Origin of the sequence: Cronobacter sp. EKM101R (assembly GCF_963888145.1) — a bacterium.
GTDB lineage: Bacteria > Pseudomonadota > Gammaproteobacteria > Enterobacterales > Enterobacteriaceae > Cronobacter > Cronobacter turicensis.
The window spans coordinates 148,445-169,755 of the sequence record NZ_CAWPHW010000042.1; the positions used below are offsets into that span (position 1 = coordinate 148,445).

Genomic DNA, 21,311 nt, shown 5'->3' on the forward strand with positions numbered 1-21,311 from the left:
GTGTTAAACGATCCGCGTTTCACCGCAGAAGTGGAGCTCGCCATCCCTTTTCACGACGTCGATTCAATGGGCGTGGTCTGGCATGGCAACTACTTTCGCTATTTTGAAATCGCCCGCGAGGCGTTACTTAACCAGTTCAATTATGGATACCGGCAGATGAAAGCCTCCGGCTACGTATGGCCGGTCGTTGATACGCGGGTGAAATATCGCGATGCCCTGACCTTTGAGCAACGCATCCGGGTACGCGCCGTCATCGAAGAGTATGAAAACCGCTTGCGTATCGGTTACACGATTTTCGATGCGCAAACCCATAAGCGCACCACGACGGGCTACACCATTCAGGTCGCTGTTGAAGAAGCGAGCCGGGAGCTGTGTTTCGTCAGCCCGGCCATTCTGTTCGAGCGAATGGGAGTGACATTATGAGATTCTGGCCGCTTTTCTTGCTGCTTTGCGGGCCGTTCGCCAGCGCCGTGACGCTTGATGAACTCCAGCAGCGTTTTACGCAGCAACCGGTTGTTCGCGCCCATTTCGAACAAACCCGCACCATTAAAGATATGCCTCAGCCGCTGCGTTCGCAGGGCGAGATGATTATCGCGCGCGATAAAGGCTTGCTCTGGCGGCAGACGCGCCCCTTCCCGATGACCCTGTTGCTGGACGACGCGCGGATGGCGCAGCAAATCAACGACCAGCCGCCGCAGGTCGTCACGGCGCAAAACAACCCGCAGATGTTCCAGTTCAATCACCTGCTCCGCGCGCTTTTTCAGGCGGATCGACAGGTGCTGGAGCAGAATTTCCGCATCGATTTTCAGGACAACGGTCAGGGACGCTGGCGGCTAATGCTGACGCCCGTCACGACCCCGCTGGATAAAATTTTCGCCTCTATCGAACTGAAAGGACGCGATTATCTGGAAACCATTAACTTATCTGACAAACAAGGCGACCAGACCGGGATCGTCTTTAGCCAGCACCGCCTTGAGCCTGCGACACTGACCGATGATGAACGTCAACGTTTTGCTTTCTGAATACCCACGGCGTTTCGCCTGGGCCTGGCTTGGCCTCTGTCTGCTGCTGGCGGCAACGCTCTGTGCGCTGCTGCCGCACGCGCGTATTAACAGCAGCGTGCTGGCGCTGTTGCCGCAACAGACATTAGGCGAGATCCCGCCTGCGCTGCATGACGGCTTTATGCAGCGTCTCGACCGCCAGGTGGTGTGGATGGTCAGCCCAGGAAAAACGCCGGACCCGCAGGTGGCGCAACGCTGGCTGGACGAGCTGCGTCGCCAGCCCTTTCTGCGCGACGTCAAAGGCCCGATGGATGCCGCTCAGCAGCAGGCATGGGGCGCGTTTTTCTTTCAACACCGCAACGGCAATCTGGATGCGCAAACCCGCAGCCGCCTGGAAAAGGGCGGCGAAGCGCAGGCGCAATGGATTTTGTCGCAGCTCTATTCGGCGTTTTCTGGCGTTAGCGGCAAAGAGTTACAAAACGACCCGCTGATGCTGGTGCGCGGCGCGCAAATGGCCATGGCGCAAAATACCAGCCGTCTGCGCCTGATGCAGGGCTGGCTGACGGCGCAGGACGATCGGGGCAATTACTGGTACCTGCTGCATGGCGAACTGGCCGGCTCGTCCTTCGATATGCGCCAGACGCATGAAATAGTCACCACACTCAAAGCGCGCGAGCAGGCGCTGAAAGCCGCGTTCCCCCATGCCGATGTGCTCTCGCGCGGCACGGCGTTTTATAGCGATTACGCCAGCCAGCAGGCGAAACAGGATGTCTCTACGTTAGGGCTGGCGACCATCCTTGGCGTTATTGCGCTTATCGTGGCGACCTTTCGCTCGCTGCGCCCGCTGGTGCTGTGCCTGCTTTCTGTCGGTACCGGGGCGCTGGCGGGTAGCGCCGTGACGCTGCTGGTTTTCGGCGAACTGCACCTGATGACGCTGGTCATGAGCGTCAGCATTATCGGCATCTCCGCGGACTACACGCTCTATTATCTGACCGAAAGGATGATCCACGGGCAGGAGGCCTCGGCGCAGCAAAGCATGGCGAAGGTCGGCAAAACGCTGTTGCAGGCGCTGCTGACCACCGTCGCGGCGTACCTGGTGATGATGCTTGCCCCCTTCCCGGGCATCCGTCAGATGGCGCTGTTCGCGGCCGTCGGGCTGAGCGCCTCCTGCCTGACGGTGATTTTCTGGCATCCGCTGCTGTGCCGGGGTCTGCCAGTGCGCCCGGCGCCCGCGATATCGCTGCTACTGCCCGCGCTTGCCGCCTGGCGGCGCGATAAGCGGCTTATTGTCGGGCTGCCGGTTGTCATTGCCCTGCTGTCGGCCGCCGGGATCGCCACGCTGCGCGTCGATGATGATATCGCGCAGTTGCAGGCGCTTCCGGCGGGTTTACTGGCTCAGGAGAAAACGATCGCCGCGCTCACAGGCCAGGGCAGCGATCAAAAATGGTTCGTTATCTATGGCAGGACGCCGGAAGAAACCTTGCAGCGTATGGAGGCTTTCGCCCCTGTGCTGGAAAAAGCGCGGAAGGAAGGTTTACTGACGCAATACCGTCTGATTCCAATAAATTCCAGCGCCCGCCAGCAGCGCGATCTGGCCTTGATCCAGGCCGCCGCGCCGACCATCAACGCCACGCTTTCGCAGACGGGCATTACGGTTCCCTCCATCAATACGTCCGCGATGCCCGTAACGCTTGAGGCGTGGCTCGCCAGCCCGGCCAGCGAAGGCTGGCGTCTGATGTGGCTGACGCTGCCCGACGGCACCAGCGGCGCGCTGGTGCCCGTGGACGGCGTGCGCGACAGCGCGGCGTTAAGCACGCTGGCGGCGCGTCAGCCCGGCGCCGCCTGGGTAGACCGGAAAGCGTCGTTTGACGCGCTCTTTTCGCTCTACCGCCATGTGCTGACAGGCCTGTTAGGCGTGGCGTTAATTATTATCGCGCTCGGCGCCGTGATACGCCTGGGATGGCGCAAAGGACTGATAAGCCTGCTGCCGTCGCTGCTTTCGCTGGGCGCGGGACTGGCCGCGCTCGCCTTTACCGGTCAGCCGCTGAATATCTTTTCGTTGCTGGCGCTGGTGCTGGTCCTGGGCATTGGCATTAACTACACGCTCTTTTTCAGCAACCCGCGCGGTACGCCATTGACCTCTCTGGTCGCCATTACGCTTGCCATGATCACCACCCTGCTGACGCTGGGCATGCTGGTCTTCAGCGCCACACAGGCGATTAGCGGCTTCGGCACGGTGCTGTGCAGCGGCATCTTTGTCGCCTTTTTATTATCTCCTCTGGCCATGCCGGAACGTCGCAAAGCGAGAAAATCACGATGAAAAATAGCCTCTGGCAGGCGGGCATGCTGCTCGCGTTATCACTGCTTGGCGGATGCGCGCCCCATTCAGACGGGCAGAATGACCCGCATCCGCAGGCATGGCTGAAACCGGGCGTGCGCGTCACGCTGCCGCCGCCGGGCATAACGCCTGCCGTCAGCAGCCAGCAGTTGCTGACAGGCGAGTTCAACGGACAAAAGCAATCGCTGCTGGTGATGCTTAATGCCGACCATGAAAAAATCACGCTGGCGGGGCTCTCGTCCGTCGGTATTCGCCTGTTTCTGGCCACTTACGACAGTCGCGGCATCCACACCGAGCAATCTATCGTCGTTCCACAGTTGCCGCCTGCAAGCCAGGTATTGGCCGATATTATGCTGAGCCACTGGCCGGTTGACGCCTGGCGCTCCCGCTTACCGGCAGGCTGGACGCTGGAAGATCGGGGTTTACGCCGCGAGCTGCGCGATAACAACGGGCACGTGGTGACACAGATTACCTATCTGCAACGCGGCACACGTCGTGAGCCCATCAGTATTGAGCAGAAGGTCTTCCACTATCACATCACGATTCAATATCTGGACGACTGAGATGATTTACGTTTCCGCCATGGGCATGGTGAGCGCGCTCGGCACCTCGCTTGATGAAACTGCGGCAAGCCTGCAAAGCGGCGTCGTACCCGGCATGAAAGCGCGCAAAGGCTGGCTGCAGCAAGACCAGGAGGCCGTGCTGGGCGGCGTTGAAGGCCCGCTGCCGCCTGTCCCGGATGCGTTTCGCGCGCACCGCTCCCGCAATAATCAGCTCCTGCTGGCGGCGCTGGCGCAAATCCAGCCGCAGGTTGACGAGGCGATTGCGCGCTACGGTCGCGATCGGGTAGCCGTCGTGCTGGGCACCAGTACCTCTGGCCTGGATGAAAGCGACCGACACCTGGAAGCTCACCTGAACGAAGGCGACGCGACCGACTGGCACTACTATCAGCAAGAGTTAGGCGATCCATCGCGGTTTCTTGCCGCGTGGCTGAGTCTGCATGGCCCGGCGTTTACGCTTTCCACGGCCTGCTCCTCAAGCGCCAGAGCGGTTATCAGCGGTAAGCGACTGATTAACGCGGGGCTTGCGGACGTCGCTATCGTCGGCGGCGCCGATACGTTAAGCCGGATGCCGGTGAATGGCTTCGACAGTCTGGAGTCTTTCTCCGCGCGCCTGTGCGAGCCTTTTGGCCGCGACCGCTGCGGCATTACCATCGGCGAAGGCGCGGGACTCATGCTGCTGACGGCCGAGCCGCAGGCTATTGCGCTGCTCGGTACAGGCGAATCCAGCGACGCCTATCATATTTCCGCTCCGCATCCGGAAGGCGAAGGTGCCATTCGCGCTATCGACCAGGCGCTGCGCGAAGCAGGGCTGGCCCCGGACGATATCGGCTATATCAACCTGCACGGCACCGCCACGCCGCTCAATGATAAAATTGAATCGCGCGTCGTGCACAGGATCTTCGGCAACCGCGTGCCCTGTAGTTCGACCAAGCACCTCACCGGTCATACGCTGGGCGCCGCCGGGATTTGCGAAGCGGTCATAAGCGCGCTTATCCTGGCGCGTTCGCTGCCGCTGCCATCACAAGATTTTGCACGTTATTCGCCCGATGAAACGCTGCCCGATTGCGGCATTCTGCATGCCCCTGCGCCACTGCGTCGGCCTTACGTGCTTTCTAACTCATTCGCTTTTGGCGGGAATAATACCAGCCTGTTATTCGGGAGGATGTCGTGACCCCTTACCTGGCGCCTGGCGCCTATTTACCCCATGAAACGCCAATGCTGCTGCTGGAAAGCGTCCTTGCCGTCAGCGAAAACCTGGCACGTTGTCGCGTGACGGTATCGCCGCAAGGGGTACTGGCGCCGTTTCTGACGGCGGAAGGCGAATTGCCCGCGTGGTATGCGATGGAACTGATGGCGCAGACGGTGGGCGTATGGTCGGGCTGGCATCGTATTTCGCGCGGCGAACCGGGCATCGCGCTCGGCATGATTCTGGGCGCACGCGATCTGCAATGCCAGCACAGCGCATTCCCGCATGGCAGCACCCTTGATATCGACGTCACGCTGCTTTTGCAGGATGAAAAGTTTGGCAGCTTCGAGGCCACGATTCATTGCGGCGAGATCTGCTTCGCCCGCGGGCGCATTAACACCTTTCAGCCGGATAGCGCCGAGCTGAACCAGCTATTTTCTCAGGGAGCCCCAACATGAGTCGTTCCGTTCTGGTTACCGGGGCCAGCAAAGGCATTGGCCGGGCGATTGCTCGTCAGCTGGCTGCCGATGGTTTTACCGTCGGGGTGCATTATCACCGTGATGAACACGGCGCGCAGGAGACGCTGCGCGAGATTATCGAGGCAGGCGGCGCAGGCCGTTTGCTCTGTTTCGACGTGAGCCAGCGTGAGGCGTGCCGCGAGACGCTTGAAGCCGATATGGCGCAACACGGCGCCTGGTATGGTGTCGTCAGCAACGCGGGTATTACGCGCGACGCCGCCTTCCCGGCGCTCAGCGACAGCGACTGGGACGACGTTATCCATACCAACCTCGACAGTTTCTATAACGTGGTGCAGCCCTGCATTATGCCGATGATCGCCGCTCGTCAGGGGGGAAGAATAGTCACCGTCTCCTCTGTGTCCGGCATCATGGGCAACCGTGGACAGGTCAATTACAGCGCGGCTAAAGCGGGCATTATCGGCGCGACCAAAGCGCTGGCCATCGAGCTTGCGAAACGCAAAATTACCGTCAACTGCATCGCGCCGGGGCTTATCGACACCGGCATGATTGAGATGGAAGAGGCCGCGTTAAAAGAGGCGATGAGCATCATTCCAATGAAACGTATGGGGCAGGCGGAAGAAGTCGCGGGCCTCGCCAGCTATCTGATGTCAGATATCGCAGGCTACGTTACCCGCCAGGTCATTTCCATCAATGGAGGCATGTTATGATGCGCCGCGTCGTGATTACCGGTATGGCGGGCGTTACCGCCTTTGGCGAAACCTGGCACAGCGTGGCGCAGCGTCTGAAGGCGGGCGAAAACGCGGTGCGTAAAATGCCGGAATGGCAGGTCTACGACGGGCTGCATACGCTGCTGGGCGCGCCGATCGACGATTTTGTCACGCCGGAGCACTATACCCGCAAACGCATTCGCTCCATGGGCCGGGTCTCGCTGATGTCGACCCGCGCAACGGAGCTGGCGCTGGAGATGGCGGGCCTGCTTGACGCCCCCGTCCTGACCAACGGCGAAACCGGCATCGCCTATGGATCTTCCACAGGAAGTACTGGCCCGGTGAGTGAATTCGCCACCATGCTGACGGAAAAGCACACCAACAATATTACCGGCACCACCTATGTACAGATGATGCCGCATACCACCGCCGTCAATACCGGTCTCTTTTTTGGGCTGAAAGGCCGCGTGATCCCGACATCCAGCGCCTGCACCTCCGGCAGCCAGGCCATTGGTTATGCCTGGGAGGCGATTCGCCACGGTTACCAGACGGTGATGGTCGCAGGCGGCGCGGAAGAGTTATGCCCATCCGAAGCAGCGGTATTCGACACGCTGTTCGCCACCAGCCAGCGCAACGATGCGCCGAAAACCACGCCCGCGCCGTTCGATAAAGACCGCGACGGCCTGGTGATTGGCGAAGGCGCCGGGACGTTAATCCTGGAAGAGCTGGAGCATGCCAAAGCACGCGGCGCCACCATTTATGGCGAGATCGTGAGCTTTTACACCAACTGCGACGCGGCGCATATTACGCAGCCGCAGCGGGAAACGATGCAGATCTGCATTGAACGGGCGCTGAAAATGGCGGAACTTGACGCGCGTGATATCGGTTATATCTGCGCGCATGGCACCGCGACTGACCGGGGTGATATCGCCGAATCGCAGGCGACCGCCGCCGTGTTTGGCGAGCACACCCCCCTTTCTTCGCTGAAAAGTTATTTCGGCCATACGCTGGGGGCCTGCGGCGCGCTGGAGGCCTGGATGAGCCTTGAAATGATGCGAGAAGGCTGGTTTGCGCCAACGCTTAATCTGCGTCAGCCCGATGAGCAGTGCGGCGCGCTTGATTACATTATGGGCGAGTCACGCGCTATCGATTGCGAATTTATCCAGACCAACAACTTTGCCTTTGGGGGCATCAATACCTCGCTGGTACTGCGTCGCTGGTCTTAACCGTGCTGCGCGTCATTATCGGTGACATCCCCCCGCTCAGTACCCCTCAGGCGGTTGCGCGCTGGCTGTCGCCTGCCCTGCGCGCGCAACAGCCGTCGGGCAAACGTCAGGCGAGCTGGCTTGCCGGACGAGTGATGCTGGCCTGGGCTGTCGGTACGCGCGGGCTGCCGCCGCTTGAAACAGACTCCCACGGCAAACCTTTTCTGCCGCACCGTCCGGAGCTGGCCTTTAACCTGAGCCACAGCGATGGCGTTGTGGCGCTGACCCTTAGCGATGCGGGAGCGGTGGGCTGCGATATCGAAAGGATCCGCCCGCGGCGGAGCTGGCCATCGCTGGCACGCGCGATATTCAGCGAAGAGGAGCAGGCGATGTTATCCGCGCTGCCTGAGGAAGCCAGGCTGCCGGCGTTCTGGCAATGCTGGACCCGGCGTGAAGCGCTTCTCAAACAGCGAGGCGGCGCCGTGTGGGAACTCTTACAGGCGCCAGCTATTCTCACGCCGCCTGAAGGCGTTTTTCTCAGTGATTGCCGCGTTGAGGATTTACAGATAGCGGTTTGCGCCTGCGTGCCGTGCAAGGATATCGGCAAACGCCTCGAATCCCTGACGCTCGCCTCGCTTTAACGAATCACACCACGCGCCGCGCCGCGAGATAACGTGCGCGCCAGTAGCCGTTGCTGAGGCTGGAGATGGTCACGCCTTTTTCTTTCGAGGCGTGGATGAACTGATCATCGCCGATATAAACCCCCACGTGGCGCTGTCGCGGGCCGGTGCTGAAAAACACCAGATCGCCCGGTTGCAGCGCCGTTTTTCTTACCGCTTTGCCCTTTTTAAGCTGCTGCAAGGTCGTGCGCGGCAGTGAAACGCTTGCCGATTCAGCAAACAGATGCTGCATCAGCGCGGAGCAATCGACGCCGCGGTGCGTCGTGCCGCCTAAGTGATAGCGGGTGCCTTTCCAGCCCGCATAACGGCTTAACAATGCGTGTTTAAGCCGCGGGTGCTGCGGCGTGGCGGTGTGCAAGCGAGAGGAGAAGCCCGGCGCGGCATCGTGATAATGCCAGGACGGGGGCAGCGCGGCGCTGAAGGCCGGGGCTGCAAGCAGTGAGGTAAAATAAAAAAACATCATTAAAAAACGCATCGCGATCGTTACCGTCTCGTGTTGTTGCTCCTTACCCGGTCAGGAAGTGCGCTCCGTATGTGCTTCCTCTGACGGGGCGCAACGTTAACGGCTGGCGATAAAACAGACTATCGACTCTCACTACATTCGTTTGTTACTCCTCTTTCATCGACCCCGACACGCGCTGCGCAACCCATTCATTCGCCGAAGAATAAACGCCATTTTTATACGCCAGGCCGTTCTTTTTACGGGATTTTTACACCGCCGCCTGCCGGAAAACGCTAGCCTTTGACCATCGCCCGAGCGGCTCACAAGAAGCGTGACCTATGTTCTCCTTTGCCCTTACTCCCTGGTTTAAACCCCTGAGCCCGACAGTGGCGCCTTCCGGTCAGGAACCGATTATGTTCTCTACGTTGCTTAATACCTGGATGCTGGCGGGCGCGCCGCACGGCACGCCGGTTTCCTTTCGCCAGGAAGCCGACGCTTACCTGCGTGAATATCCGCATACCCGCCACGTCGATATTTATCTGCACGATCTGAATGGCTGCCGTCGCGGCAAGCGCATCAGCGCCGAGAGCCTGCGCGCGCTGGCGCAGGGCTGCTATTTCCCGCTGTCGGTGTATGCCATGGATACCGAGGGGCTCGTTGTTGAAAGCGCGGTTGCCCGGCACGAGCCGGACAGGCTCTGCCTGCCGGTCAGCGGCACGCTGCGCCCCTGCGCAAGCGATCCGGAACATCACGCCCAGTTACTGCTCGCGATGCAAGACCCTGACGGCGCAGGCTGCGCGCTGGAGCCGCGCGTCGTGCTGGAGCGCCTGCTGGCGCAGTTCCACGCGCGCGGCATCTATCCGGTCATCGCGCCGGAGGTGGAGTTTTATCTGCAGGCGCAGGACGGCGCGCCGCCAACGTCGCGCTGTTTTGATATCGACATGCCGGGCCGCGACAGCGCGCTGCTGGAGGCGATGGAAACCGAAGCGCGGCGCCAGGGTTTGCCTGTCTGCGGCATCGTGGCGGAAGCGGAAGCGGGCCAGTTCGAACTCAATTTTAACCACACCCCACGCGTGGTGGAGATGTGCGATCGGGTGCTGGCGGCGCGACGGCTGGTGCATCAGGTGGCGGAAAAACAGGGCTATCGCGCAAGCTTTATGGCCAAACCGCACGCCAGACTGTCAGGCAGCGGCCTGCACGTTCATATCAGCCTGAACGACGCGCAGGGCAATAACCTTTTCACGGGCGACGCGGGCACTCCGAACGTAATGATGCGCCGCAGCCTGAGCGGCCTGCTGGCGCTGATGCCCGCAAGCGTCGCGCTGGTGACGCCGGGCGCGAATGCCTTCCGGCGGCTGCGTAAGAGCCTGAACGAACCGCTGTTTTCTTCGTGGGGCTATAACGATCGCTCGGCGGCGCTGCGCCTGCCCTGCGCGGACCCGACCCGTCAGCGCATCGAATACCGGCTGGCGAGCGCCGACGCCAACCCGTATCTCGTGGCGGCCGCGGCGCTCGCGGGCATTCTCTATGGCCTTGATCGCCCCTTACCCCTGCCAGAGGCGGGCATGAATACGGATTTGCCCGCCCTGCCGCTCTTCTGGCCGGACGCGCTCGCGCGTTTTCAGGAGGCGGACTGGCTTCGGCAACAGCTGGGCGCGCCGTTCAGCGACGCCTGGCTTGCCTGCAAACGTCAGGAGCTGGCCCGGTTCGAAAGTGAAGTTACCGACGCGGAAATACGCGCCCACCACCATTAATCACGCGGAAAAAAGAGGTGAGTCATGTCTCGCTTAGTCATGATATCCAGCCGCTGCGGCGTGCCGCACGGCGCCGATGCGCAGGCGGAAGCCCTGCACGACATCATGCGCCAGCGCGGCGGCCTGTGGATGGGCTGGAGCGGCGCTGTCGGCCTTGCCGGGGAACCGCGCCGCATCGCGATGCGGGAAACGGCGGGCTATACGCGCCAGCGCTGGGATATGTCGCCTGCGGAATACGCCGGTTACTACCACGGCTACGTGCATCAGGCGCTGTGGCCGGTGTTCCATAACCGCCCCGATCTCGCTGCACACCAGAAAAGCGCGTTCAGCGCCTATAAAGCGTGGAACGAGGCGGTGGCGGAGATGGCGACCGAGGAGATCTGCCCGGATGACATCGTCTGGGTGCAGGATTACCACCTGATCCCCCTCGGACGCGGCCTGAAAGAAGCGGGACTGCTGAACCCGTGTGGTTTCTTTTTGCATCAGCCGTTCCCGCCAGGCGATGTGTTCAGAACGCTGCCGGAGCATGACTGGCTGATGCGCTCGCTCTTTTACTACGATCTGATTGGCTTTCAGTCCGGCAGCGATGTGAATAATTTCCTGCTGTGCGTGATGCGCCATTACCGCACGGAGCGGCTGTCCGCCACCACGCTTCGGGTCAACGGCCACATTATTAACGTCGGCGTGTTTCCCTGCGGCGTGGCGACGCATCGCCCGACGCGCCACGCGCCGCTCGCCCCAAAAAACGGCGCGTTATATTCGCGTAAGCTTATCGTCAGCGACGATGTGATAAACGATATCAGCGGCATTCACTACCGTATCGACGCCATGCGTAACCTGCTGAACAACCATCCGCAATACCTGCGCGACGTCACGCTGTTGCAGCTGAGCGACCCGGCGAAAGAGTACCCGCACTTCTCGCCGCAGCTTGAGCGGCAGCTGGCGCGCTTTTGCAGCGAAGTGAACGGCGCGTTTGGCGATTTGAGCTGGTTTCCGGTGAATTATCTGCATAACGACGCGCTGAACCGGCGCGCTATCGCCGGGATTTACGCACGCTCCCGCGCCGCGCTGTTTACGCCGCTGTCAGAAGGCGTGAGCCTGAGCGCGAAAGCCTATGTCCTGGCGCAGGACGCCGCCGATCCGGGCGTGCTGATCCTCTCGCAGTGCAGCGGCACGGCGGAGCAGCTGAAAGGCGCGATGGTGGTCAATCCGTATGACGCCAGCGAGCTTAGCGAAGCGCTGCATTCGGCGCTCGCGATGCCGCTGGCGGAGCGAAAACAGCGCCATGCGGCGCTGCTCACGCAGGTGCGACAGTATGATAATCAGTGGTGGGCGAGCGCCTTTCTCGACGCGCTGGATGGCATGCCCGCGCCGCCGCGCTTTCCACGCCAGCGCGGTATTTTCACGCCGCAGAATCTCTACTGAGGATGTTATTCGGCAAGCGCCTGGGCGCAGGCCCAGGCAGAGCTCCAGGCCCACTGGAAGTTATAACCGCCCAGCCAGCCGGTGACGTCCACGACTTCGCCGATAAAATAGAGCCCCGGCACGTTGCGCGCCTCCATGGTGCGGGAGGAAAGCTCGTGGGTATCCACCCCGCCAAGCGTCACTTCCGCGGTGCGGTAGCCTTCGGTGCCGTTGGGCTGGACGCGCCAGCCGTGCAGCGTCTCCAGGAGTTCCTGCTGCTGACGGCTGTTGAGCTGTTTCAGCGTCACATCCGGGAGTTGCCCGAGGCTTTGCAGGCACTCCACCAGCCGCTTCGGCAGCAGCATGGCGAGCGTGTTTTTCAGGCTCTGATTCGGGTGCGCGACGCGCTGTTCGTCGAGAAACGCCCCGGCGTCCGTATCCGGCAGCAGGTTAACGGTGACCCACTCCCCCGGCTGCCAGTAGCTGGAGATCTGCAAAATCGCCGGGCCGGAAAGCCCGCGATGGGTAAAGAGAATGCTTTCGCGAAAGACGGTGCCGTTATCGGCGGTGACCACTGCAGGCACCGAGACGCCGGAAAGCGTCTGGATCTGCTCAAGCAACGGCTTATGCAGCGTAAACGGCACCAGGCCCGCGCGGGTCGGCAATACCTTCAGGCCGAACTGCTCCGCCACTTTATAGCCAAACGGCGTGGCGCCGAGGCCCGGCATCGACAGACCGCCGCTGGCGATGACCAGCTTCGGCGTCTGCACCGCGCCGCCATTGAGCGTCAGGGTATAACCGCTGTCGTCGCGCGCGATCTCCAGCACTTCACTACGCAGCCGCACGGTCACGCCGCCTTTGTCGCACTCCGCCATCAGCATGACGACGATCTGTTCCGCAGAGTCGTCGCAGAAAAGCTGCCCGAGGGTTTTCTCATGCCAGGCGATGCCATGCTTGCCCACCAGATCGATAAAATCCCACTGGGTGTAGCGCGCCAGCGCCGATTTACAGAAGTGCGGATTGGCGCTGAGGTAAGCGGCTGGCTCAACGTAGAGGTTGGTAAAATTGCAGCGTCCGCCGCCGGACATCAAGATTTTACGCCCCGGTTTTTTGCCGTTATCCAGCACTAACACCCGGCGCCCCGCCTGCCCTGCCAGCGCCGCGCAGAATAATCCTGCCGCGCCCGCCCCTACGATGATGGCATCAAACTGTTCCACAACCCTTCCTCATTGCCGTTAAGGCCGCGAATTGTAAAGTTTCCTCTCTGGTCGCACCAGACAAAACCCTGTTACAAATTCTAATAAATTGAATTTAAAAGGTAATCTCTTTAGTGAAATTGGCGCTTCAGTGACACCGATTAAAAAAAGTCTATATTTCACTTTGCCCACGCCGCCGTTGTCTTAGATAATGCGCCGCGTTCATGTCCTCAAAATGGCGTAACGTCCTATGCTACATTTGTTTGCCGGGCTGGATTTACACACTGGCCTGTTACTATTGCTTGCTCTGGGATTTGTACTGTTTTATGAAGCTATCAACGGCTTCCATGATACGGCAAACGCAGTCGCAACGGTTATCTACACACGCGCTATGCGATCGCAGCTTGCGGTGGCTATGGCGGCTCTCTTTAACTTCCTCGGTGTTCTGCTTGGCGGCTTAAGCGTAGCCTATGCGATTGTGCATATGCTGCCGACCGATCTGCTGCTTAACGTAGGCTCCGCCCATGGCCTGGCGATGGTCTTTTCCATGCTGCTGGCCGCGATTATCTGGAACCTTGGCACCTGGTATCTGGGCCTCCCGGCGTCCAGTTCCCATACGCTCATCGGCGCTATCATCGGGATTGGCCTCACCAACGCCCTGATGACCGGCACCTCTGTGGTGGATGCGCTGAATATCCCGAAAGTGCTGAACATTTTCGGCTCCCTGATCATTTCGCCGATTGTCGGCCTGGTGTTCGCGGGCGGCCTGGTGTTCCTGTTGCGTCGCTACTGGAACGGCACCAAAAAACGCGCCCGCATCCATCTGACGCCCGCCGAGCGTGAAAAGAAAGACGGTAAGAAAAAACCGCCGTTCTGGACCCGCATTGCGCTGATCCTCTCCGCTATCGGCGTGAGTTTCTCGCACGGCGCGAACGACGGTCAGAAAGGCATCGGCCTGATTATGCTGGTGCTGATTGGCGTGGCGCCTGCGGGCTTTGTGGTGAACATGAACGCCTCCGGCTATGACATCACCCGCACCCGCGATGCTATCAGCAACGTTGAAACGTACTTCCAGCAGCACCCGGCGGCGCTGCGTCAGGTCGCAGGCACAGAGCCGGTGATCCCGACGCCGGAGCAGGTGAACCCGACGGATAATCCGAAGGAGTTCCACTGCGACGCCAGCCGCGCCATCGTGGCGCTGGATCGCGCCAAAACGATGCTTAACAATATCGACAGCTATGACAAGCTGACCGTGGAGCAGCGCAGCCATCTGCGCCGCATCATGCTGTGCATCTCTGACACCACCGATAAAGTGGCGAAGCTCAAAGAAACCAGCGCGGACGATAAGCGTCTGCTGAAGAACCTGAAAGCCGACATGCTCAGCACCATCGAGTATGCGCCGGTATGGATAATCATGGCGGTCGCGCTGGCGCTTGGCGTGGGTACGATGATTGGCTGGCGCCGCGTGGCGACGACCATCGGCGAGAAAATCGGTAAGAAAGGCATGACCTACGCACAGGGCATGTCGGCGCAGATGACGGCGGCAGTGTCCATCGGCATCGCGAGCTACACCGGTATGCCGGTTTCCACGACGCACGTGCTGTCATCGTCTGTCGCGGGCACCATGATCGTCGACGGCGGCGGTCTGCAGCGCAAAACCGTTACCAGCATCCTGATGGCATGGGTCTTCACCCTGCCGGCATCTATCCTGCTCTCAGGCGTGCTGTACTGGATTGCGTTGCGTTTCGTATAAGCGAATTGGCGTGAACGGTAAGAAGCGGGTCAGGAAACTGACCCGCTTTTTTAATGCCAAATCATCAGGCCGATTAAGCTAATAATCACCAACCCGCATAAGGCGCTGGTCAAAATAAACAAGCGGCGCACACGTTCGCAGCGGCGAATAAATTCGTCGTCATGATGATCGAGATAACGCTGCCAGTAGATATACCAGACGAGGCGAATCTGCTTACTCGGCTGACCATGCGCGGTAAAAAAGCCGCCGCCATCCACATACTGATACAGCAGCGGATCGCATCCCCGTAGCACCACCAGCAGCGCGCGTAACGATGAGAAATAACGCGCCATATTAATAACGCAAACCAAGAATAAGGCCCAAAACAGCGCGACGGTGCTGATCATACCTTCCCCCCGACGACTCGCCTGGAAAGCAATGGCTCCCCAATACCTGAAAGACTGTTCTGTGAAGCGTGCATGCGTGAAAGTCGATCGGGTTCACATTTATTCACCCGAACGGCTTTTTTAATAGTGTAGGAGATCCGGTAATTTTTTTACCACATCGTTAATCCTTATCAACGCTTGCTGACCCATTTTCCGCTTAAATGTATGCGACCCCGGCGGATTGACGGATGTACCAGGGCGCTATAAGGTAAAATTAGCTTTAGCACTAAGTCTTTACGCCGGAATGAGTTCCCGCGATTGTGGTACGCAGGACGCGGGCACGGGGATGACGCCGCAGGTAGCTTGCGCCATCCAGTCCACTGGTCATCGACATCTTATGGAAGGAGTAACACTATGGCTTATAAACATATTCTTATCGCGGTCGATCTGTCCCCTGAAAGTAAGGTACTGGTAGATAAAGCGGTATCCATGGCGCGTCCCTACAACGCGAAAATTTCTCTGATTCATGTCGATGTGAATTATTCCGATCTTTACACCGGGTTGATCGACGTTAACCTGGGCGACATGCAGAAGCGTATCTCTGAAGAGACGCACCACGCGCTGACTGAGCTTTCCACCAATGCGGGCTATCCGATTACCGAAACCCTGAGCGGCAGCGGCGATCTGGGTCAGGTGCTGGTCGACGCCATTAAGAAATACGATGTGGATCTGGTGGTGTGCGGACATCATCAGGATTTCTGGAGCAAGCTGATGTCTTCCGCCCGTCAGCTCATCAACACCGTTCATATCGATATGCTGATCGTCCCGCTGCGCGACGACGAAGAAGCGTAAGGGTGGCGGCGGGTGCGCGACGCTTACCCGCCCTACGAAGCCTTTAACCGTGAAAAAGGCGCTGCCGTCCGGCAGCGCCACACTGAAGCCAATCGTTGTCAGGCTGGCGTGCCTGCGTAGATATCAAACCGGTGGCCTTTCGTCACTACGGCGTTGGGCGTCGCGACGTCGCCGAGCGGCGGCGCGTAATCCGGGCGTTTGACGACCACGCGCTTCATGGCGAGCCTGCGGGCGGGCGCCAGCAAGCCGTCTGCATCGAGATCCGGCCCCACCAGCGACTGAAACACCCGCATCTCCTTTTTCACCAGCGCGCTTTTCTGCTTATGCGGAAACATCGGATCGAGATAGACCACATCCGGGCGCGGCGTTATCGCGTCAAGCGCCGTCAGGCTGGAGGCGTGAATAAGCTGTAAGCGCTCGCGCAGCCACGGCCCGATCTCCGCATCCTGATAGCCGCGCGCCAGGCCGTCGTCCAGCAGCGCCGCGACGACCGGGTTACGCTCCAGCATCCGCACGTGACACCCCACCGACGCCAGCACGAACGCGTCGCGTCCAAGCCCCGCCGTGGCGTCCACCACCTGCGGCAGGTAGCCGCCCTTAATGCCGACCGCTTTCGCCACCGCCTCGCCGCGTCCGCCGCCGAACTTACGCCGGTGCGCCATCGCGCCCTCGACGAAATCGACAAAAATCCCGCCAAGCTTTGGCTCGTCGCGCTTGCGCAGTTCAAGATGCGCAGGCGTCATCACCAGCGCCATCGGGTTATCCGCGTCGTGCGTCAGCCCCCAGCGGGCCGCCAGAACAGATAAGGCGCCGTCTCCGGCGCCTGTTTCATCAATAAGACAAATGTTCACGCGTATTGTCAGCCCTGGATGCCGTAGTGTTCCAGCATCGCGTCGAGCTGCGGCTCGCGGCCGCGGAAGCGCTTGAACAGTTCCATCGGTTCTTCGGAGCCGCCGCGCGTCAGGATGTTATCAAGGAACGCCTGCCCGGTTTCGCGGTTGAAAATCCCCTCTTCTTCAAAGCGGGAATACGCATCCGCCGCCAGTACGTCGGCCCACAGGTAGCTGTAGTAGCCAGCGGCATAGCCACCCGCGAAGATATGGCTGAACGCGTGCGGGAAGCGGCCCCAGGTCGGGCCCGGCACCACGGCGACCTGTTTCTTGATCTCCGCAAGCGTCTCCAGCACTTTCGCGCCCTGCTCCGGGCTGAACTGCGCATGCAGACGGAAATCGAACAGACCGAACTCCAGCTGGCGCAGGATGAACATCGCCGCCTGGTAGTTTTTCGCGGCCAGCATTTTATCCAGCAGCGCCTGCGGCAGCGGCTCGCCGGTTTCATAGTGACCAGAGATAAACGCCAGCGCCTCCGGCTCCCAGCACCAGTTTTCCATAAACTGGCTCGGCAGCTCGACGGCATCCCACGGCACGCCGCTGATACCCGCCACCCCTGGGGTTTCGATGCGGGTCAGCATATGGTGCAGGCCGTGACCAAATTCATGGAACAGCGTGATCACTTCGTCATGGGTGAACAGCGCCGGTTTGCCGCTCACCGGGCGGTTAAAGTTACAGGTGAGGTAGGCGACCGGTTTTTGCAGCGAGCCGTCCGCTTTGCGCATCTGGCCGACGCAGTCATCCATCCACGCCCCGCCGCGCTTGTTCTCACGCGCGTAGAGGTCAAGGTAAAAGCTGCCGCGCAGCTCGCCGCTCTCGTCATACAGCTCGAAGAAGCGCACGTCAGGATGCCAGACGTCGATATCTTTGCGCTCTTTGGCGCTGATGCCGTAAATGCGCTTCACCACCTCAAACAGGCCATTAACCGCTTTGTTTTCCGGGAAATACGGGCGCAGCTGCTCATCGCTGATGCTGTAGAGATGCTGCTTCTGTTTTTCGCTGTAGTACGCGATATCCCACGGTTGCAGCTCGTCGACGCTGAAGTGCGCTTTGGCGAAGGCGCGCAGCTGGGCGAGCTCTTTTTCGCCCTGCGGACGCGCGCGTTTGGCCAGATCGGTTAAGAAATCCAGCACCTGCTGCGGGTTTTCCGCCATTTTGGTGGCAAGGGATTTGTCGGCATAGCTGTCAAAGCCCAGCAGTTGCGCCAGTTCGTGACGCAGCGCGAGGATCTCTTCCATCACCGGCGTGTTGTCCCATTTGCCCGCGTTCGGCCCCTGATCGGAGGCGCGCGTGCTGTAGGCGCGGTACATCTCTTCGCGAAGCGCCTGGTTGTCGCAGTAGGTCATCACCGGCAGGTAGCTTGGGATATCCAGCGTCAGCAGGAAGCCTTCCTGCTCTTTGGCTTCGGCCATCGCTTTCGCCGCCGCCAGCGCGCTTTCCGGCATCCCGGAAAGCTCGGATTCATCGGTAATCAGCTTCGTCCAGCCCTGCGTCGCGTCCAGCACGTTATTGCTGTAGAGCGAGCCAAGCTCAGAGAGACGCGAGGCGATTTCGCCGTAGCGTTTTTGCTTCTCTTTCGGCAGGCCAATGCCGGAAAGCTCGAAATCGCGCAGCGCGTTATCGACCGCTTTTTTCTGCGCGGTGTCGAGCTTCGCGTAGTTCTCGCCGTCGCGTAAATCGCGATAGGCCTGGTAAAGCCCTTCGTGCTGACCCACCCAGGTGCTGTATTCAGAGAGCAGCGGCAGCGTCTGCTCATAGGCTTCGCGCAACTCCGGGCTGTTTTTCACGGAGTTCAGATGACTGACCGGCGAGAAAATACGGCCCAGTCGGTCGTCGGTTTCCGCCAGCGGCTGGCAGAGCGATTCCCAGCTGTAAGGCGCGCCGCGGCCGACTACCGCCTCCACCTGCGCGCGGCAATCTTCCAGCGCCTTTGTCACGGCTGGCACCACATGCTCGGGTTTAAGGGAGGAAAACGGCGGCAGTTCAAAAGGCGTCAGTAATGGATTGGTCATAAGCGCGTCCTGATTAGTGTTGTTAAGCGCATCTTGCAGCGACAATGTCTTGTAGCATGGGGTTTAGTGTAGTTAATTTCAATGCCTGGCGCTGGGCTTTACCCGCAACGACAGCACATCCCGTAAGCGCCCACTTTCCGGTATACTGTCCAAAATCGATGTTCATTTACGCCTTTTGGAAACCCATCCTCCATGCTCAGTTACCGCCACAGCTTCCACGCCGGCAACCACGCCGATGTCCTCAAACATACCGTCCAGAGCCTGATCATTGAATCGCTCAAAGAGAAGGACAAACCGTTTCTGTATCTGGATACCCACGCGGGCGCCGGGCGCTATCTGCTGAGCGGCGAACACGCCGAGCGCACGGGGGAATATCTTGAAGGCATCGCGCGCATCTGGCAGCGGGACGATCTGCCCGCCGAGCTTGAGCCATACATCAGCGCGGTATCGCATTTCAACCGCAGCGGCCAGCTGCGCTACTACCCCGGCTCGCCGCTTATCGCGCGCCAGCTGCTGCGCCCGCAGGACAGCCTGCAACTGACCGAGCTGCACCCGAGCGATTTCCCGCTGCTGCGCGGCGAATTTCAGAAAGATGAACGCGCCCGCGTCGAGCGCGCCGACGGTTATCAGCAGCTGAAATCGAAGCTGCCGCCCGCTTCGCGCCGCGGCCTGATCCTGATCGACCCGCCGTACGAAATCAAAACCGACTACCAGGCGGTGGTTCAGGGAATCAACGAAGGCTACAAACGCTTTGCGACGGGCGTCTATGCCCTCTGGTATCCGGTAGTATTACGCAACCAAATCAAGCGTATGATGAACGATCTGGAATCCACCGGCATCCGCCGCATTCTGCAAATCGAGCTGGCGGTACGCCCGGACAGCGATCAGCGCGGCATGACCGCCTCGGGCATGGTGGTTATCAACCCGCCGTGGAAGCTTGAGCAGCAAATGGCGACGCTGCTGCCGTGGCTGCATAAGGCGCTGGTTCCGGCGGGCACCGGCCACACGACGCTTAAATGGGTTGTGCCGGAGTAATCGCAGCTATAGGTGGAACCCTGGCTCGTCAGGACTACAATCGCGTTAATTCGCATCATTATTAAAAGGTAACAGCCATGACCAGACACTACGACTACCTCGCCATCGGCGGCGGCAGTGGCGGTATCGCTTCTGTCAACCGTGCGGCCATGTACGGCCAGAAATGCGCCCTGATTGAAGCCAAAGCGCTGGGCGGCACCTGCGTCAACGTGGGCTGCGTACCGAAAAAAATCATGTGGCACGCCGCGCAAATCGCCGAGGCTATCCATCTTTACGGCCCGGATTACGGGTTCGACACCACCGTCAATCATTTTGACTGGCAGAAGCTGGTGGCGAGCCGCACCGCGTATATCGATCGCATCCATACGTCGTATGACAACGTGCTGGGCAAGAATAACGTCGATGTGATTCAGGGTTACGCCCGCTTTGTGGACGCGCATACCGTTGAAGTGAACGGCGAGCGGATCACCGCCGATCATATCCTGATCGCGACCGGCGGCCGTCCGAGCCATCCGGATATTCCGGGCGCGGAATACGGTATCGATTCTGACGGTTTCTTCGCGCTGTCGGCGATGCCGCAACGCGTGGCGGTCGTCGGCGCGGGCTATATCGCCGTCGAACTGGCGGGCGTTATCAACGCGCTGGGCGCAAAGACGCACCTGTTTGTGCGTAAGCACGCGCCGCTGCGCACGTTCGATCCGATGCTTTCCGAAACGCTGGTGGAAGTGATGCAGGCCGAAGGCCCGCAGCTGCATACCCATGCGACGCCGAAAGCCGTGGAGAAAAACAGCGATGGCAGCCTGACGCTGCGCCTGGAAGATGGCCGTTCAGAAACCGTCGACGCGCTGATCTGGGCGATTGGCCGCGAACCGGAAACCGACAACGTTAACCTGGCGGCAACGGGCGTTAAAACTAACGAAAAAGGCTATATCGTCGTTGATAAATACCAGAACACTAACGTACCGGGTATTTACGCCGTCGGCGATAATACCGGCGCGGTGGAGCTGACGCCAGTCGCGGTCGCGGCAGGCCGTCGCCTCTCCGAGCGCCTGTTTAACAACAAGCCGGATGAGCATCTGGATTATACCAACATCCCGACCGTGGTCTTCAGCCACCCGCCCATCGGCACCGTCGGGCTCACCGAGCCGCAGGCGCGCGAGCAGTATGGCGACGCGGAGGTGAAAATCTATAAATCGTCGTTTACCGCGATGTACACCGCTGTGACCACGCACCGCCAGCCGTGCCGCATGAAGCTGGTCTGCGTCGGGCCGGAGGAGAAAATCGTCGGCATTCACGGGATCGGTTTCGGCATGGACGAAATGCTGCAGGGCTTTGCGGTGGCGCTGAAAATGGGCGCGACCAAAAAAGACTTCGACAACACCGTCGCCATCCACCCGACCGCCGCGGAAGAGTTTGTAACGATGCGCTAAGCGCTCATCTGCGCCGCAG

At 60.2% G+C, this 21,311-nt stretch carries 20 protein-coding genes; 15 read left to right on the top strand and 5 right to left on the bottom strand.

Features of this window, described 5'->3' with window-relative positions; translation table 11 throughout:
* From AACV31_RS18135 to acpT, 9 genes are read left to right on the top strand one after another with little or no spacing between them, the layout of a single operon-like run.
* Nucleotides 1-423, top strand: a complete 423-nt coding sequence (locus tag AACV31_RS18135) for an acyl-CoA thioesterase (protein ID WP_007765180.1) — start codon at nt 1-3, stop codon at nt 421-423.
* A complete protein-coding gene (locus AACV31_RS18140) occupies nt 420-1,022 on the top strand; it encodes an outer membrane lipoprotein carrier protein LolA (RefSeq protein ID WP_161589814.1) in 603 nt (200 codons plus the stop codon). The genes AACV31_RS18135 and AACV31_RS18140 overlap by 4 nt, the downstream gene beginning before the upstream one ends.
* On the top strand, nt 994-3,321 hold the full coding sequence (locus AACV31_RS18145) for an MMPL family transporter (RefSeq protein ID WP_165155189.1): 2,328 nt from the start codon (nt 994-996) through the stop codon (nt 3,319-3,321). Before AACV31_RS18140 ends, AACV31_RS18145 begins: the two co-directional genes overlap by 29 nt.
* Nucleotides 3,318-3,902, top strand: coding sequence for a DUF3261 domain-containing protein (locus tag AACV31_RS18150; protein ID WP_075197152.1), 585 nt, complete (start codon nt 3,318-3,320; stop codon nt 3,900-3,902). The genes AACV31_RS18145 and AACV31_RS18150 overlap by 4 nt, the downstream gene beginning before the upstream one ends.
* A gap of 1 nt (nt 3,903) precedes the next feature.
* A complete protein-coding gene (locus AACV31_RS18155; protein WP_015742827.1) occupies nt 3,904-5,073 on the top strand; it encodes a beta-ketoacyl-[acyl-carrier-protein] synthase family protein in 1,170 nt (389 codons plus the stop codon).
* Nucleotides 5,070-5,546 (top strand): ApeP family dehydratase, encoded by a 477-nt coding sequence (locus AACV31_RS18160; RefSeq protein WP_165155187.1) that lies wholly within the window; start codon nt 5,070-5,072, stop codon nt 5,544-5,546. Before AACV31_RS18155 ends, AACV31_RS18160 begins: the two co-directional genes overlap by 4 nt.
* Nucleotides 5,543-6,274 (top strand): 3-ketoacyl-ACP reductase FabG2, encoded by a 732-nt coding sequence (locus AACV31_RS18165; protein ID WP_075197154.1) that lies wholly within the window; start codon nt 5,543-5,545, stop codon nt 6,272-6,274. Before AACV31_RS18160 ends, AACV31_RS18165 begins: the two co-directional genes overlap by 4 nt.
* Nucleotides 6,271-7,500, top strand: coding sequence for a beta-ketoacyl-ACP synthase (locus AACV31_RS18170; protein WP_007765193.1), 1,230 nt, complete (start codon nt 6,271-6,273; stop codon nt 7,498-7,500). The genes AACV31_RS18165 and AACV31_RS18170 overlap by 4 nt, the downstream gene beginning before the upstream one ends.
* Nucleotides 7,501-7,502: 2 nt before the next feature.
* Nucleotides 7,503-8,120, top strand: coding sequence for a 4'-phosphopantetheinyl transferase AcpT (acpT, locus tag AACV31_RS18175; protein WP_075197156.1), 618 nt, complete (start codon nt 7,503-7,505; stop codon nt 8,118-8,120).
* Between the two features lie 4 nt (nt 8,121-8,124).
* Here acpT and AACV31_RS18180 read toward each other — a convergent pair whose 3' ends face one another.
* A complete protein-coding gene (locus AACV31_RS18180; protein ID WP_165155185.1) occupies nt 8,125-8,634 on the bottom strand; it encodes an NlpC/P60 family protein in 510 nt (169 codons plus the stop codon).
* 305 nt (nt 8,635-8,939) lie between these two features.
* On the opposite strand from AACV31_RS18180, the gene AACV31_RS18185 reads away from it, so the two are divergent.
* Nucleotides 8,940-10,355 carry a glutamine synthetase family protein gene (locus AACV31_RS18185; protein WP_165155183.1) on the top strand — a complete coding sequence of 472 codons (1,416 nt, stop codon included), beginning with the start codon at nt 8,940-8,942 and terminating at the stop codon, nt 10,353-10,355.
* Nucleotides 10,356-10,379: 24 nt separating this feature from the next.
* Complete coding sequence (locus AACV31_RS18190; protein ID WP_165155181.1) at nt 10,380-11,780, top strand: alpha,alpha-trehalose-phosphate synthase (UDP-forming); 1,401 nt, start codon at nt 10,380-10,382, stop codon at nt 11,778-11,780.
* A 5-nt stretch (nt 11,781-11,785) separates the two neighbouring features.
* Here the strand turns inward: AACV31_RS18190 and AACV31_RS18195 are convergent, their stop codons facing one another.
* Nucleotides 11,786-12,976 (bottom strand): NAD(P)/FAD-dependent oxidoreductase, encoded by a 1,191-nt coding sequence (locus AACV31_RS18195; RefSeq protein ID WP_165155179.1) that lies wholly within the window; start codon nt 12,974-12,976, stop codon nt 11,786-11,788.
* A gap of 229 nt (nt 12,977-13,205) precedes the next feature.
* On the opposite strand from AACV31_RS18195, the gene pitA reads away from it, so the two are divergent.
* On the top strand, nt 13,206-14,708 hold the full coding sequence (gene pitA, locus AACV31_RS18200) for an inorganic phosphate transporter PitA (RefSeq protein ID WP_165155177.1): 1,503 nt from the start codon (nt 13,206-13,208) through the stop codon (nt 14,706-14,708).
* Nucleotides 14,709-14,758: 50 nt separating this feature from the next.
* On the opposite strand, the gene uspB is transcribed toward pitA, so the two are convergent.
* On the bottom strand, nt 14,759-15,094 hold the full coding sequence (uspB, locus tag AACV31_RS18205; protein WP_015742837.1) for a universal stress protein UspB: 336 nt from the start codon (nt 15,092-15,094) through the stop codon (nt 14,759-14,761).
* Nucleotides 15,095-15,487: 393 nt separating this feature from the next.
* Here uspB and uspA point away from each other — a divergent pair, with 393 nt between their 5' ends.
* The gene (uspA, locus tag AACV31_RS18210; protein ID WP_004388310.1) at nt 15,488-15,925 is read left to right on the top strand and encodes a universal stress protein UspA; all 438 of its coding nucleotides are present in this window, start codon (nt 15,488-15,490) and stop codon (nt 15,923-15,925) included.
* Nucleotides 15,926-16,023: 98 nt separating this feature from the next.
* Here the strand turns inward: uspA and rsmJ are convergent, their stop codons facing one another.
* Entirely contained in the window at nt 16,024-16,776 is a 753-nt protein-coding gene (rsmJ, locus tag AACV31_RS18215) for a 16S rRNA (guanine(1516)-N(2))-methyltransferase RsmJ (RefSeq protein WP_161589823.1), read from the bottom strand.
* A gap of 8 nt (nt 16,777-16,784) precedes the next feature.
* Complete coding sequence (gene prlC, locus AACV31_RS18220) at nt 16,785-18,827, bottom strand: oligopeptidase A (protein WP_165155175.1); 2,043 nt, start codon at nt 18,825-18,827, stop codon at nt 16,785-16,787.
* Between the two features lie 192 nt (nt 18,828-19,019).
* Between prlC and AACV31_RS18225 the strand changes: the two genes are divergently transcribed.
* Both AACV31_RS18225 and gorA read left to right on the top strand, forming a co-directional pair.
* Complete coding sequence (locus AACV31_RS18225) at nt 19,020-19,862, top strand: 23S rRNA (adenine(2030)-N(6))-methyltransferase RlmJ (protein ID WP_007765213.1); 843 nt, start codon at nt 19,020-19,022, stop codon at nt 19,860-19,862.
* Between the two features lie 77 nt (nt 19,863-19,939).
* On the top strand, nt 19,940-21,292 hold the full coding sequence (gene gorA / locus AACV31_RS18230; RefSeq protein ID WP_075197164.1) for a glutathione-disulfide reductase: 1,353 nt from the start codon (nt 19,940-19,942) through the stop codon (nt 21,290-21,292).
* The last annotated feature ends 19 nt before the right edge of the window (nt 21,293-21,311 follow it).

Excerpts from the sequence above, each read along its gene's own strand:
- AACV31_RS18225 (WP_007765213.1), top strand. The coding sequence starts at position 19,020 with ATGCTCAGTTACCGCCACAGCTTCCACGCCGGCAACCACGCCGATGTC.
- AACV31_RS18140 (WP_161589814.1), top strand. The coding sequence starts at position 420 with ATGAGATTCTGGCCGCTTTTCTTGCTGCTTTGCGGGCCGTTCGCCAGC.
- prlC (WP_165155175.1), bottom strand. The coding sequence starts at position 18,827 with ATGACCAATCCATTACTGACGCCTTTTGAACTGCCGCCGTTTTCCTCC.
- AACV31_RS18170 (WP_007765193.1), top strand. The coding sequence starts at position 6,271 with ATGATGCGCCGCGTCGTGATTACCGGTATGGCGGGCGTTACCGCCTTT.
- gorA (WP_075197164.1), top strand. The coding sequence starts at position 19,940 with ATGACCAGACACTACGACTACCTCGCCATCGGCGGCGGCAGTGGCGGT.
- AACV31_RS18185 (WP_165155183.1), top strand. The coding sequence starts at position 8,940 with ATGTTCTCCTTTGCCCTTACTCCCTGGTTTAAACCCCTGAGCCCGACA.
- AACV31_RS18165 (WP_075197154.1), top strand. The coding sequence starts at position 5,543 with ATGAGTCGTTCCGTTCTGGTTACCGGGGCCAGCAAAGGCATTGGCCGG.
- uspA (WP_004388310.1), top strand. The coding sequence starts at position 15,488 with ATGGCTTATAAACATATTCTTATCGCGGTCGATCTGTCCCCTGAAAGT.
- pitA (WP_165155177.1), top strand. The coding sequence starts at position 13,206 with ATGCTACATTTGTTTGCCGGGCTGGATTTACACACTGGCCTGTTACTA.
- AACV31_RS18190 (WP_165155181.1), top strand. The coding sequence starts at position 10,380 with ATGTCTCGCTTAGTCATGATATCCAGCCGCTGCGGCGTGCCGCACGGC.
- AACV31_RS18155 (WP_015742827.1), top strand. The coding sequence starts at position 3,904 with ATGATTTACGTTTCCGCCATGGGCATGGTGAGCGCGCTCGGCACCTCG.
- AACV31_RS18145 (WP_165155189.1), top strand. The coding sequence starts at position 994 with ATGATGAACGTCAACGTTTTGCTTTCTGAATACCCACGGCGTTTCGCC.
- AACV31_RS18150 (WP_075197152.1), top strand. The coding sequence starts at position 3,318 with ATGAAAAATAGCCTCTGGCAGGCGGGCATGCTGCTCGCGTTATCACTG.
- uspB (WP_015742837.1), bottom strand. The coding sequence starts at position 15,094 with ATGATCAGCACCGTCGCGCTGTTTTGGGCCTTATTCTTGGTTTGCGTT.
- AACV31_RS18180 (WP_165155185.1), bottom strand. The coding sequence starts at position 8,634 with ATGCGTTTTTTAATGATGTTTTTTTATTTTACCTCACTGCTTGCAGCC.